The sequence below is a fragment of the Pseudomonas sp. KH_024_B2 genome, assembly GCF_057839965.1.
Genome location: NZ_CM174502.1, coordinates 2,513,125 through 2,525,990 on the forward strand (window position 1 = coordinate 2,513,125; position 12,866 = coordinate 2,525,990).

The 12,866-nt window shown below is 62.9% G+C and carries 10 protein-coding genes; 4 read left to right on the forward strand and 6 right to left on the reverse strand.

What is annotated here, in order from left to right:
- Positions 1-229: 229 nt before the first annotated feature.
- Positions 230-1,972, forward strand: a complete 1,743-nt coding sequence (locus AC3I0A_RS11815; protein WP_489377968.1) for an FAD-binding protein — start codon at positions 230-232, stop codon at positions 1,970-1,972.
- Positions 1,969-2,847: an SDR family NAD(P)-dependent oxidoreductase gene (locus AC3I0A_RS11820; RefSeq protein WP_489377969.1), complete on the forward strand. Its 879-nt coding sequence runs from the start codon at positions 1,969-1,971 to the stop codon at positions 2,845-2,847. Before AC3I0A_RS11815 ends, AC3I0A_RS11820 begins: the two co-directional genes overlap by 4 nt.
- A 137-nt stretch (positions 2,848-2,984) precedes the next feature.
- Here AC3I0A_RS11820 and AC3I0A_RS11825 read toward each other — a convergent pair whose 3' ends face one another.
- The 6 genes from AC3I0A_RS11825 to AC3I0A_RS11850 form a co-directional block, all read right to left on the reverse strand.
- Positions 2,985-4,565 carry a FadD3 family acyl-CoA ligase gene (locus AC3I0A_RS11825; RefSeq protein ID WP_489377970.1) on the reverse strand — a complete coding sequence of 527 codons (1,581 nt, stop codon included), beginning with the start codon at positions 4,563-4,565 and terminating at the stop codon, positions 2,985-2,987.
- A gap of 70 nt (positions 4,566-4,635) precedes the next feature.
- Positions 4,636-5,382 (reverse strand): SDR family NAD(P)-dependent oxidoreductase, encoded by a 747-nt coding sequence (locus tag AC3I0A_RS11830; protein WP_489377971.1) that lies wholly within the window; start codon positions 5,380-5,382, stop codon positions 4,636-4,638.
- Positions 5,383-5,495: 113 nt separating this feature from the next.
- Positions 5,496-6,584, reverse strand: a complete 1,089-nt coding sequence (locus tag AC3I0A_RS11835; protein ID WP_489377973.1) for a 2Fe-2S iron-sulfur cluster-binding protein — start codon at positions 6,582-6,584, stop codon at positions 5,496-5,498.
- Positions 6,585-6,597: 13 nt separating this feature from the next.
- Positions 6,598-7,353, reverse strand: a complete 756-nt coding sequence (locus tag AC3I0A_RS11840; protein ID WP_489377974.1) for a glucose 1-dehydrogenase — start codon at positions 7,351-7,353, stop codon at positions 6,598-6,600.
- A complete protein-coding gene (locus tag AC3I0A_RS11845; protein WP_489377975.1) occupies positions 7,341-9,020 on the reverse strand; it encodes an FAD-binding protein in 1,680 nt (559 codons plus the stop codon). The genes AC3I0A_RS11840 and AC3I0A_RS11845 overlap by 13 nt, the downstream gene beginning before the upstream one ends.
- 10 nt (positions 9,021-9,030) lie before the next feature.
- The gene (locus AC3I0A_RS11850; protein ID WP_489377977.1) at positions 9,031-9,546 is read right to left on the reverse strand and encodes a flavin reductase family protein; all 516 of its coding nucleotides are present in this window, start codon (positions 9,544-9,546) and stop codon (positions 9,031-9,033) included.
- Positions 9,547-10,278: 732 nt separating this feature from the next.
- Between AC3I0A_RS11850 and AC3I0A_RS11855 the strand changes: the two genes are divergently transcribed.
- Both AC3I0A_RS11855 and AC3I0A_RS11860 read left to right on the forward strand, forming a co-directional pair.
- Positions 10,279-11,463: an acyl-CoA dehydrogenase family protein gene (locus AC3I0A_RS11855; RefSeq protein ID WP_489377978.1), complete on the forward strand. Its 1,185-nt coding sequence runs from the start codon at positions 10,279-10,281 to the stop codon at positions 11,461-11,463.
- A 167-nt stretch (positions 11,464-11,630) separates the two neighbouring features.
- Positions 11,631-12,752, forward strand: coding sequence for an LLM class flavin-dependent oxidoreductase (locus AC3I0A_RS11860; RefSeq protein ID WP_489377980.1), 1,122 nt, complete (start codon positions 11,631-11,633; stop codon positions 12,750-12,752).
- Positions 12,753-12,866: the final 114 nt, after the last annotated feature.

Here is a 12,866-nt window from a genome sequence, read left to right on the forward strand (position 1 = left end):
TGTTCAGGGTTGGGAGTGGAGCTGTGGACGACTATGGAGTCACGTTTGAGGCGCAACATCGTCCAAGCGGACTAAGCGGTTTGCAGGGGGCAGGGGCGGCGATTGACTTAGTCCCATTGGACGATGACCGTTCAGGGCATGCGGCGAACAATCCCGAGACCGACTGCGCCGGGCCAAGGGCCGGTGGCGGCGGTTTCTTGCCTGATGGGCGTTGAGCAAAGGTGATCGCATGAAAGATGCCGGGATCAAATGGGATGAGTGCTGCGATGTGCTGGTGATTGGCTCCGGGGCGGGGGGAATGACCGCAGCACTGCGCGCCCACGATCTGGGTCTCAATGCGCTGTTGATCGAGAAGAGCGCCGAATATGGCGGAACCTCGGCGGTGTCTGGCGGCGGTATCTGGATCCCCGACAACCACCGCATCGCAGCCCTTGGCGGCAGCGATTCAGCGGCAGAAGCGATCGCCTACATCAGGGCCGTGACCCACGGCGAGATCGACGACGGACGTATCGAGGCTTATGTCGAGCACGGCCGGGAGATGGTCCAATACCTCGAAGAGCAGACCCGGGTGCGCTTCGAGGCGCAGCCCGCCTATGCCGATTACTACCCCGAGGTCGTGGGCGGAAAACCGGGTTACCGCTCCATGGATCCGCAGCCGTTTGACGCCGCAGAGTTGGGTGAAGAGTTCTTGCGGATGCGCGCGCCATCGCCCGGGACGCTGATGATGGGGCGCATGGCGATGACCATGAAAGAGGCGCAGGTTCTGCTGTGCCGTGGCCCTGGCTGGTTGAGGCTGACGCTGCGGGTGATGTGGCGTTATTGGCGTGACCGTGAGGGGCGGCGGTTGTCGCGTCGCGATCGTTTCTTGACCCTTGGGAATGCCTTGATCGGCGCCTTGCGCTGTTCATTGAAGGACCGCGGCAAGCCCCTGTGGCTTAACTGCGGGCTGGAAGAACTGCTGATCGTCGGCGATCGGGTCGGCGGCGCTCGCGTCTGTCGTGACGGTCAGTTGCTTAACATCAAGGCGCGGCACGGGGTGATCATCGCGGCCGGTGGCTTCGAGCGTAACCAGGCGATGCGTGCGCAGTATCTCCCGCAGCCCTCGCAGGCCAGCTGGAGTGCCACACCGCCGCACAATACCGGTGACGGCATCCGCGCCGGCCAGGCGATTGGTGCTCGCACTGCGCTGATGGATCACAGCTGGTGGGCGCCGACCACCCATGTACAGGGCGAAGAAAAACAGCGCGCACTGTTCGTCGAACGAACCTTGCCGGGCTGCGTGCTGGTCAACTCCGCCGGTGAGCGCTTCGTCAACGAGGCTGCACCCTATACCGACATTGTCTACGCGATGTATGCCAACAATCGCGAAGGCGCGGTGAGCGTGCCGTGCTGGATGGTGTTCGACGCCGATTTTCGGCGCAAATACCCCTGCGGTGCGTTGTTGCCAGGCTATGCCCAACGCGATTGGCAACTGCCCAAACACCTGCGCGAGTACTTCCACAAGGCTGCGAATCTGCAAGCGTTGGCAGCAAAAATCGGTGTCGATGGCGCTGGCCTGACTCGCACTGTGCAGCGCTTCAACAGCATGGCCGTGCAGGGCAAGGACGAAGACTTTCACAAGGGGGAATCGCTGTTCGATCGTTACTACGGCGACCCGAATGTGCAGCCCAACCCTTGCCTGGCACCATTGCTCAAAGGTCCGTTTTACGCAGTGCGCATCGACGCCGGCGACATCGGCACCAAGGGTGGTTTGCTGACGGATGTTCACGCTCGCGTATTGCATGAGGACGGGCAACCCATCAACGGCCTGTATGCCATCGGCAACAGCGCGGCCTCGATGATGGGGCGCACCTATCCGGGCGCCGGCTCGACCATTGGCCCGGCGATGACCTTCGGTTACCTGGCGGCCAATCACATCAAACGCCAGAGCCAGAACAGGCCGGCGAGAATTTTGTCCAGGAGTATCAAATGAACAGAGAACGCACGCAGGTTGCCGTGGTGACGGGCGCCAGTCGCGGGGTCGGTCAGGGTATTGCGCTGGCCCTCGGCGCCGCAGGCATGACGGTGTTCGTGACCGGACGCGCTCCAGAACATGCGGGTTCCAGGTTGTATGGCCATGACCTGGGGGGCTCGCTGCAAGGCACCGCCGCCGCGATCACCGCTGCCGGTGGCCGCGGCATCGCGGTGGTCTGCGACCATGCCGACGATGCTCAGGTCCAGGCGCTGTTCGCCCGGGTCGAAAGTCAGTGCGGTCAGCTGGATTTGCTGGTGAACAACGCCGCATTTATCCATGACCAGTTGATCGAGCCGGGGCCGTTTTGGGAGAAGCCGCTGGAGCTGGTGCGAATCCTTGACGTCGGTCTGCGCTCGGCCTATATCGCCAGCTACCATGCTGCGCCGTTGTTGCTGCGCAGTGGGCGCGGGCTGATCTGCTTTACTTCGTCGTTCGGCGCCGGTTGTTATATGCATGGCCCCGCATACGGCGCGCAGAAGGCCGGTTGCGACAAGCTGGCGGCAGACATGGCGATCGATTTCGAAGACCGTGGCGTGGCGGCGTTATCGCTCTGGCTCGGCCCGCAACTGACCGAACGCACGCGGATTGCCGGCGAGCAGCATGGCGAGCAATACCGGGCCTTTCTGGCCCATGCCGAAACACCGCAATTCAATGGCCGGGTGATTCACGCATTGCTCAACGATCCTAAGCTGATGGAGTTTTCCGGGCAGACATTGATCACCGCCGAAATAGCGCCCGGTTACGGCATCAGCGAAGCCGAGGGCCGCCAGCCACCGTCCCACCGCGCAATGCTCGGCGACCCGCGCCAGCAGCATCCGGCGCGGGTGGTTTAGTCCATCGGCACGCCGGATACAAGTCCTGTGGGAGCGGGCTTGCCCGCGAAGAACGAAAACGCGCAATGTCTGAAAAATCGCGGCGTTCGCTTCGCGGGCAAGCCCGCTCCCACAGGATCTGCGTCGCTCGACAACGATCAGTCAGCGCCGATCTCGGCCCACTCGCGCAACACATTCTTGGTCACCTTGCCCGCCGCGTTGAGCGGCATGGCCTGAAGCACCTGCACCCGGCGCGGTACTTTGTAGTTGGCCATCTGCTCGCGGCACCAGGCGATGAACCGGGTCTGTTCGATCACTTGGCCGGGCACCGGCAGCAAGAAGGCCATGGCCACCTCGCCGAGACGTTCGTCGGGGATGCCGATGACAGCGGCCTGGGCCACGCCCGGATAGTGCAACAGGCACTGTTCGATTTCCGCCGGGTACACATTGAAACCCCCGGTGATGAACATGTCCTTGAGGCGGTCGGTGATACGCAGGTAGCCCTGTTCGTCGAGCACACCGATGTCCCCGGTGTGCAGCCAGCCGTCGGCATCGAGGATTTCCTGGCTGGCCGGCGGATCGTTGAAATAGCCCTGCATCAGGTTGTAGCCGCGCACCACGACTTCGCCGGCCACGTTGGCCGGTTGGCTGTGGCCGGTGCTGCTGACACAGCGGATCTCCACGCCGGGCATCGCCCGCCCGCTGGTGTTGGCGACCAGTTCCGCAGCGTCGCCAGGGCGGCAGATGGTGGCGAAACCGCAGACTTCGGTAAGGCCGTAGGCGGTGACGATGGTGGCAAAACCCAGTTCGTCGCGCATGCGCCAGATCATCTCCACCGGAATTGCTGCGGCGCCGGTCACCGCGACCCGCAGTGACGTCAGGTCGTATTCGCTGCGTTGCGGATGAGCGAGCAATGACTGATAGAGAGTCGGCGGCCCGGGTAGCACGGTGATCCGTTCACGCTGGACGCATTCAAGTACTGCCTGCACATCGAACACTTGCTGCGGCACGATAGTGCAGCCGCGCATCAACGCTGCCAGCCAACCGGCCTTGTAACCAAAGGAATGGAAGAACGGATTGACGATCAGGTAGCGATCGCCTTCACGCAAACCGACCACCTCGCTCCAGTCGCGCACCACCCGCAGGTTTTGTCCGTGGCAGGTCATCACCCCTTTGGGCTTGCCGGTGGTGCCTGAAGTGAACAGCAGATCGGACAGCGTTTGCGGACCAATGCCCAGCTCGCGTGTTTGCAGCGCGGATTGAGGCACCTCGGCGGCCAGGTCGAGGAAATCCGCCCAGCCTAGCGTGCCTGGCCCTTCGCCGCGCAGGTTGACGATCTGGCGCAGCGCCGGCAGCTCTTCCGACGCCAGCATGCTCGGATAGTCAGCCCCGAGAAACTCGCCGATCACGAACAGCACGCAGGCGCCGCTTTCACGAAGGATGTACCCGGCCTCGGTGCCCTTCATTCGGGTGTTGAGTGGCACCAGCGCGGCACCGACACTTTGCAGGGCACCGGCGGCGACTATCCATTCCCAGATGTTCGGCGCCCAGATCGCCACCCGGTCCCCGGCCTGCACGTTCAGCGCCAGCAAGGCGCGGGCGGCTTGCTGGCGCAGCTGGTCGAGTTGCCGGTAGCTGATCGAGCGGCCCGCATCCTCGATGGCCGGGCGGTCACCGTAGGCGTGGGCTGCGTTGGCGAACAGGTGGGCGATGGTCGGAGCGTTTGCGACAGGCGACATGGGGCCTCCTCAGCTAGAGGACAAGTGCGAGAGGGAATGGGCCGGGCAGGGCGCCCGGCCGGATGGATACTTAGGCGGCAGGCGGGGCGAAGCGGCGACCGGCGGAGAAACCGCCATCCACCGCGATCATTTGTCCGCTGACAAAGGACGACTCGTCCGAGGCCAGGAACAGCGCGACATTGGCCACTTCTTCCGGTTGTCCGGAGCGGTTGAGCATATGTTGCGAGGCGAAGAAGGCGTGGAAGGCTTCCTGTTCGCGCACCATGCTGGTCATCGGCGTTTCGATCAGGCCAGGGCACAGACCATTGACGCGGATATTGGCGTAACCGTAGTCGATGGCCATGGAGCGGGTCAGCTGGTTGATGCCGCCCTTGGAAACGTTATAGGCGACGTTGCCGTCGCAGCCCTGCAGACCGAAGATCGAGCCGATATTGATGATCGAGCCGCCCCGTTGGGACTCCATCGACCCCAGCACGTATTTGCTGGTGAGCATGCTGCCGGTCAGGTTGATGTCCAGCACCCGTTGCCAGTTGGCGGTGGTGGTCTGGGTGACGCTGCCCTGGTCGGCGACGCCGGCGGCATTGACCAGCACGTCGATACGTCCGAAGTGGCTGATGACTTCGTTCATGACCTGCTGGACCTGCGCTTCGTCGCGCACGTCCAGGGTCATGAACCGACCGGGGAAATCCGCCGGTGCGCTGCCAATGTCGAGCCCCACCACTTGCGCGCCTTCTGCGGCGAAGCGGCGCACGCAGGCCAGACCGATACCCGAAGCGCCGCCGGTAATCACCGCGACCTTGTTCTGCAAACGAGCCATAACTGCACCTCTGTTATTGTTGTGGGCCAGGTTCTCGGGCCGAGTCTAACCGCAGACTGCGCCTGGGTGATCGTCCGTTGAGACTATTGCGACAGGCACTTCAACTCGAAAATTCAATCCGGAAATTTCAACCGCACCCGGGCACCGGTCGGGCGACTCTGACAGGCCAGCGTCCAGCCCTCGGCCAGTTCCCGGGGACTGAGCACGTCATTGCGCGCCAGCAAGGTTTCGCCCTCTTCGACAACGCACATGCAGGCACCACAAAAGCCTTCTTCACAGGAGGAGGGCACGTCCAGACCGGCCGCCTTGCAGCTTTGCAACAGGGTGTCGCCGGGGAGGCAGGCGATCTCGTGGTGCTGACCGTCGAGTTCAACGATCAGCGCCTCGCACAGCGAGCCGGCGGCGGCAGCCCGGGCCAGCGTTTCTTCAGCCAGTAGTTCGTCGGGGTCGGGTGGCGAAACGAAGCGTTCGACATGGATGCGTTCGGCGGTTTCGCCCAGCTCCAGTAGCGTGCGCTCCACGGTGTCCATGAACGGTGCCGGCCCGCAAATGAAGTAATCGCCACCGGCATACCCGCGCACCAGATGACGCACCTGGGCGTCGGTCAGGTAGCCCTGCACCGAGTCGAGCACATGCACTACGTGCAGTTGTTCGAGATGGGCCTTGGCCAGCTGACGAAGTTCCTCCTTGAAAATCACCGAGGCTTCATCGCGGTTGGCGTAGATCAGTTTGATCGGTCGTGTGCTGGTATGCAGCGCCGATTTGAGAATGGAAAACACCGGGGTGATGCCAGAGCCACCGCCGAACAGCATCAAGGGTTTTGCATCGGTATCCGGCTGACGCTCGTCCAGACAGAAATGCCCGGCCGGGGGCAGCACCTCCAGCCAGTCACCGACCTGCACCTCATTCATCCAGTTTGACACCCGGCCGCCCTCGACCCGTTTGATCGTCACTTTAGGCAGGGCATCGCACAACGGCGAGCTGGCCATGGAGTAACAACGGGTCAACAGTTTGCCGGCGCAGGGCACGCGAAAACTCAGGAACTGTCCCGGTTTGTAGCGAAAGCGCTCACGCAGTCGCGGCGGTATTTCAAGCACCAGCGAGCGCGCGTCGGCGGTCTCGTCGATCACCGCGCACACCTGCAATGAGTGGCTCCCCGTCGCCTGTTCGGCCGGTTTCAGATTCAGCTGTTGCGTGCCCATGCTCACCTCGGCCTCAGAGCCCGCTGATCAATTGGGCATTGTCGACGCGAATCTCGGCGCCGTTGACGAAGCGCGATTCGTCGGTGGCGAGGAACAGCACCACATTGGCAATGTCCCGCGGCGCACACATGCGGTTCATCGGGTCCTGATCGAGGGCTTCCTGGGGGATCGGCTGGCCGCCGGTCAGGGCCTGGGTCATCGGCGTGTTGACGCCATCCGGGTGCACGCTGTTGCAGCGGATGCGATAACCCTGCTGCTTGCAGTGCAAGGCGATAGAGCGGGTCATCGCCGCCACCGCGCCTTTGGAGGCGGAGTAGGCGCAGAACATCGGCATGGCGCCCAGGGCTGCGACCGATGACATATTGATGATCGAACCGCCGCCGGTTTCTTTCATGGCCTGGACGGCGTACTTGCAGCCCAGGAAATAGCCCTCGCCATTGATCTTCTGCACCTTCTGCCACAGTTCAAGACTGGTGTCCTCGATGCTGCCCAAGGCCAGGATGGCGGCGTTGTTGACCAGTACGTCGAGGCGCCCGAAATGCTCCAGGGTGGTCTTGATCACCTGCTGCCAGTCGCTTTCGCTGGCAATGTCGTGGTGAATGAACAGGGCGTTGCTGCCGATTTCTGCTGCGACCTGGCGGCCGGCTTCGTCGTTGAGGTCGGTCAGTACCACTTTGGCGCCTTCACTGGCCAACAGCAGGGCGTCTTCGCGACCGATGCCGCTGGCGGCGCCGGTGATGATGCAGACTTTGCCTTCTACACGTTGCATTGTTGTTCTCCTGAGCGTGTGGTTTGAAGTTCAGCATGGTCGGCCGCATGAGCAGCGGCACGGCGACCGGAATAGATGCAGTCAGCCAGCGACAGGCCGGAGACATAAAGATTGGAAGCGACCCCGACCGCATTGCGCCCGGCGCTGTAGAGACCACGGATCGGCGCACCTGCGTGGTCCAGTACCTGACCACTGCGCTCGCAGACCTTCAGCCCGCCGAGGGTGATGACCGGGCAGGGAAACAGACGGCTATCGAACGACAGATCGAGGGCGTACCAGGGACCTTGTTCAAGGGCGGCGAGCATGGCTTTGGACTTGCCAAAGGCATCCGCGACTTCGCCACGGGCGGCGCGGTTATAGGCGTCCACACTCTGTTGCAGTGCCTCGACAGGCAATCCGCAGCGTTTCGCCAGACCGGCGAGGCTGGTGCTGCGTCGGGCGTTGAACAGCAAGTTGAACAACACCGGCAGACGCTGGAATTGCCAGACCTTGCCCGGTCCGACCTGGCTTAACGCCTCGCGCACCAGCGCCCGGTTGAGAATCAGAATGGCGCGACCGTCCTGCGCTTCGACCATGGCGTGGCCGAGGGTCGCGCCGTAGACCTCTTCGTTGGCGTAACGCTGGCCTTGAGCGTTGACGATCAGTCCCCGGGCCCAGGCCAGCGGTGGATTGATAAAGCGCCAGGCGCTGACCTTGTCCATCCGTGCCACGCTGCCACCGGCGCTCTGGCCCAGGGCGATACCGCTGCCGTCGCAACCGGTGGTGCCCAGCGGCAAACCGGCCAGATACTGGGGGGCATGCTGGCGCACCAGCTCGCGATTGAAGATGAAACCGCCGCTGCTCAGCAGCACACCGTGTTCGGCGCGAATCAGCTGGCGTTCGGCGCAGCGCAGTTCGATGCGTCGCAGGCGAGCACGCAATCGGTCGGCCAGGGCCGGCGCATACGTATGGATGGCGCTGGTCCAGCGTGTGAGCCGGGCATGCTGACGCGCTGCGCGGCTACCGGGCGGCAGCTGCCAGGCCTCTACCCCCAGCACTTGATCACTGGCATCGAGTACCAACCGCCGAACCTCGCACTGGTTGCGCAGGCGTGCGCCGTGGCGCAAGGCGCTGGCCTTGAGCGGAGCGAACAGGCTGGCACCGGACATGCCAGGACCTTTAGTGCGATGACCGCGAGGCGCCGGCCTGGCGAGTGCGGCATAGGCCGGCACCGCTTCGTTGCCAGAGTAATAGAGGTAGTACTGGTCGCTCGGGTAGGAGGTTTTGTGCGGTGGGACGCTGGATTCGAACGCGACCCCCTGATGTTCAAGCCAGGCCAGTTGTTCGCAACTGCCCTCGCAAAAGTCGCGCAGGGTCTGGCTGCTGACCGCCTCGCCGACCTCCTGGCGCAGGTAATTGAACATCGCTTCGCTGCTGTCGTCATAGCCGGCTGCCTGCTGATGCGGCGTGCCGCCACCGGCATAGACCACACCGCCGCTGAGCGCGGTGGCGCCACCACCGGCAAAGCGGTCCAGGGCCAGCACCGCCAATCCGCGGCTGGCCGCTTCAATGGCCGCGCAGGCTCCGGCGCCGCCAAAGCCGACCACCAGCAAGTCGCAGCGATCGTCCCAGTTCAGCTGTTCGGCGCTGCTCACTCGCAATGCCGTCAACCCTTGTAGGCCGTCCATGTCCCGGGCCTCAGCCGGCGGCAGCGAGGGAGGGCGATGGTTTGGCGGTGGTGGTGTAGCTGCCGTCGAGGTAGACCAGCGGAGTGATCGACGCGCTGGTGTGAATCTGCAAAATGCGACCGATGAACACGGTGTGGGTGCCGTAGCTGAAATGGCCGTCTTGCCGGCAGAGGATCGCCGACTGCGCATCACCCAGGTAGGGAATGCCCCCGGCACTGGTCAGCCAGTTGCCACGCTCAAAGCGCGCCTCGCCTTTGATCGCGCCGCTGCACAGGTGTGCCAGGTCCTGTTGTTCGACCCCGAGAATATTCACGCAGAAGTCCGCGCCGGTCGCCAGCGCGGCATGGGGTGAGGAGGTCTTGTTCACGCAGATCAGCAACGACGGCGGTTCGGTGCTGAGGGAGTCGACCGCGGTAGCGGCCATGGCGAAACGCTCGGTGCCATTGCTGGTGCTGATTATGGTGACTGACTTGGCCAGGCGGCGCATGGCCTGGAGCATGTCGGCTTTCAGATTGACGTCGTTCATCGCACGAGTCCTCTCGTTGTGCATGGAGTGCGATGAATTCTTGCGCCGACGTCCAGTCGCAACATCGTCCGAGGGGACTATGTAGATACCGTTTTAACCCTCACCTGTCTCTTGCTGATGTACACAGATCCACTGTGGGAGCCGAGCTTGCTCGCGATGGCGGCCTGGCAGCCGGCCTGGCTCTCGCAGGTGTACATATCCATTTCTGCGGTAACGGCCACTTAGGGTTCCGCCCTTACGGCGTGTCACTTTTTCAGACGCCAAAAAGTAACCAAAAGGCTTTGCCCCAAGCGTACGGCACCTCGCCTAGGCTCGGCGTTCCCTCGCTCCGGCATTCATCAGGGGGCATCGCCCTCCGGTCGGCTTCGCTTCGACCTCCATGCGATGTCCTCGGCTTCGCCGAGGGGCGCTGCGCGCCAGTCCCCTGATGAACACCTCCGCTCGGCCTTCCGAAGGGGCGGGTAGATCAAAAGCCAAAGCAAAAGCAAAAGCTCGGCGGCCTGCCGGCCGGCCTGTATGTTGGGTGTGTGTGCTCCCCTCGTAGGAGCTGCCGCAGGCTGCGATCTTTTGATCTTCGCTCTTCTGTCAGGCACATGGTCCGTTTGAGGGATGTCCGGCGCTTTGTGCATTGCTTGAATGCCTGGGTGGAGGCGAGCGCCGCTGTTCGGTGCTGCTCGCGACCCGCTGCACGCGCGCCCCGGCGGACGGGGTGAACAGAGGAGAACAACAAAAATGCTCAACCAAGACCTGATTCGCCAGCGTCTGAGCCAACGTGCCCGCGAGCTGGTGCCGATCCTGCGTGAACGCGCACCGCACGCTGCGCAACTTGGCCAGTTGTCCGGGGAGACCCTGCGCGATTTCCATGAGGCCGGGTTCTTTCGCATCCTCCAACCGTCGCGTTGGGAAGGCTATGAGCTGGAGCCAAAAGACTTCTTCGAAGTGCAGATGACCCTCGCCGAAGGCTGCATGTCCTCGGCCTGGGTGCTGGGGGTGGTGGCAATCCATAACTGGCAACTGGCGCTGTTCGATGACCGCGCCGCGCAGGATGTCTGGGGCACTGACTCCAGCGTGCTGATTTCTTCTTCCTATATGCCAGTGGGCAAGGTCGAGCGGGTCGAGGGTGGCTTCAAGCTGAGCGGACGCTGGGGGTTTTCCTCCGGCAGCAAGCATTGCGACTGGGTTTTCCTGGGTGCGCTGGTGCCGCCCGAAGAAGCCGGCGGGGCGCCGGATTACCGGACTTTCCTGGTGCCGCGCAGCGACTATCAGATTCTCGATAACTGGAATGTCATGGGGCTGGAAGCCACCGGCTCCCACGACATTCTGGTGGAGAACGCCTTCGTTCCCGAGTACCGCACTCATCGAGCCTTCGACGGCTTCATGCAGAACAGCCCGGGTAACGCGGTGAATACCGCGCCGCTGTTCCGTCTGCCATTCGGGCAAATCTTCGTGCGCGCGGTGTCGTCCTCGGCCATCGGTGCCCTGCAAGGGGCGGTCGATCAGTTTGTTGCCCATAACAGCACGCGGGTCGGGGTCAACGATGGCCGCAAGATGGTCCAGGACCCGGCGGCGCAGTCGGCGCTGGCCAATGCCATGGTCTGCGTCGACGAATGCAAGACCGTACTGTTTCGCAACTTCGCCCTGATGCTGCAACGCGCCCAGCGTGCAGAACCGCTGAGTATGCCGGAGCGGGTGAAGATGCGTTACGACTCGGCGCTGGTGGCCGACAAGTGCGCCAAAGCAGTCGCCGACCTGATGTTCAACAGCGGCGCCTCGACCATCTTTCGCAGCAACGGGATCAACCGTGCATTCCGCGACATTCACACCGGTCGCGCCCACGTCGCCAACAACCCGGCCAAGTACGCCTGGAATCTCGGTGGCGTGAGCATGGGTCAGGACAGCAACGACTTTTTCCTCTGAGTGCTTTGCTCTGAACAAGACCCGGCTGCGCCGTCCATCACGGCGCACTGCGATCGAAACCAGCTAGTCCGTTTGCGTGATTCGAGCGCCCCTTTGATGCCCGAGCATAGTGGCAAGGCGTAAGTCTCAGGCGCCGACTGCGCATCCAACGAACACAAGGATCAACCATGAAATTTTCACTGATTTACGAAGCCCAGACGGTGGACTCCAGTCGCGAAGGCGACCGCCGGATTTTCGACGAAACCATTGAACAAGCGGTGCTCGCCGACAAGCTTGGCTTTGATACGTTCTGGTGCGTGGAGCACACGGCGCTGAGCAACTACTCGCACATGTCCGCGCCGGAAACCGTGCTGGCCTTCGTCGCCGGCAAGACCGAACGCATCGGCATCGGCCATGGCGTGGTCTGCCTGCCACCGGCGATGAACCACCCGGTGAAAGTGGCGGAACGCATTGCCACCCTTGACCTGCTGTCCAAGGGCCGGGTGCATTTCGGCGTCGGCAAGGGTGGCACCCAGCAAGAGGCCGGCACCTTCGGCTACGACCTGGCCACGTTGCAGCCGCAGATCGACGAGATGATGTATCTGATCCCGAAAATGTTCGTGCAGGACGAAATCGAACACCATGGCGACTTCGTGCAAATCCCGAAACGACCGATCCATCCCAAGCCTTATCAAGACCCGCACCCACCGATGTACCTGGCCTGCACCAACACCGAATCGCTGAAAAACGCTGGCGGTCGTGGCATGGGCGCACTGGTGCTGGGCTTCGGTGGCCCGGAAGAAATCGCCAAGAAGGTCGCGGTGTACCACGAGGCCTGGGACAACCGCGATGAGAAGAAGCAGGTGGGCTTCCGGCCCAACCGGCATATCGCGGCCCTGTGCCCGGCGATCGTGCTTGAAAACAACGAAGAGGCGCGGCGCATCGGCATTCGCGGCCAACGCTACTTCATGGAGTCCCTGGGCTACTGGTACGGCGGTGGCGAGCGTCCGGACCCGGAGAAGTGGAAGGATGACACCTTCGTCGACGGCAATGGCCAGAGCGTGATCAAGTCGCGCTTCGCCTCCGAAGAAGTCAGCGTCGACTTCTCCGATCCGGCCATGGCGATGATGAACCCCAACCATGCCTACGGCACGGTCGAGGACTGCATCGGTTACGTGCAGCGGCTGATCGATGCCGGCGCCGACGAGATTCTGTTCATCTGCCAGATGGGCACCGTGCCGCAGTGGGCGCAACTGGAGACCCTGCGCAATATTGGCGAGAAGGTGATCCCGCATTTTCGCAAGGGTTGAGACCCGACGCTTAAGCCATTGAACACCCCATTACCCCTGTGGGAGCGAGCTTGCTCGCGATAGCGGCGTGTCAGTCAACAGAGATGTTGGCTGCCATGCCCTCATCGCGAGCAA

Bases quoted from the DNA above. Each gene is read 5' to 3' on its own strand.
- AC3I0A_RS11840 (WP_489377974.1), bottom strand. From the start codon at position 7,353: ATGCAACGTGTAGAAGGCAAAGTCTGCATCATCACCGGCGCCGCCAGC.
- AC3I0A_RS11835 (WP_489377973.1), bottom strand. From the start codon at position 6,584: ATGGGCACGCAACAGCTGAATCTGAAACCGGCCGAACAGGCGACGGGG.
- AC3I0A_RS11815 (WP_489377968.1), top strand. From the start codon at position 230: ATGAAAGATGCCGGGATCAAATGGGATGAGTGCTGCGATGTGCTGGTG.
- AC3I0A_RS11820 (WP_489377969.1), top strand. From the start codon at position 1,969: ATGAACAGAGAACGCACGCAGGTTGCCGTGGTGACGGGCGCCAGTCGC.
- AC3I0A_RS11830 (WP_489377971.1), bottom strand. From the start codon at position 5,382: ATGGCTCGTTTGCAGAACAAGGTCGCGGTGATTACCGGCGGCGCTTCG.
- AC3I0A_RS11860 (WP_489377980.1), top strand. From the start codon at position 11,631: ATGAAATTTTCACTGATTTACGAAGCCCAGACGGTGGACTCCAGTCGC.
- AC3I0A_RS11850 (WP_489377977.1), bottom strand. From the start codon at position 9,546: ATGAACGACGTCAATCTGAAAGCCGACATGCTCCAGGCCATGCGCCGC.
- AC3I0A_RS11845 (WP_489377975.1), bottom strand. From the start codon at position 9,020: ATGGACGGCCTACAAGGGTTGACGGCATTGCGAGTGAGCAGCGCCGAA.
- AC3I0A_RS11825 (WP_489377970.1), bottom strand. From the start codon at position 4,565: ATGTCGCCTGTCGCAAACGCTCCGACCATCGCCCACCTGTTCGCCAAC.
- AC3I0A_RS11855 (WP_489377978.1), top strand. From the start codon at position 10,279: ATGCTCAACCAAGACCTGATTCGCCAGCGTCTGAGCCAACGTGCCCGC.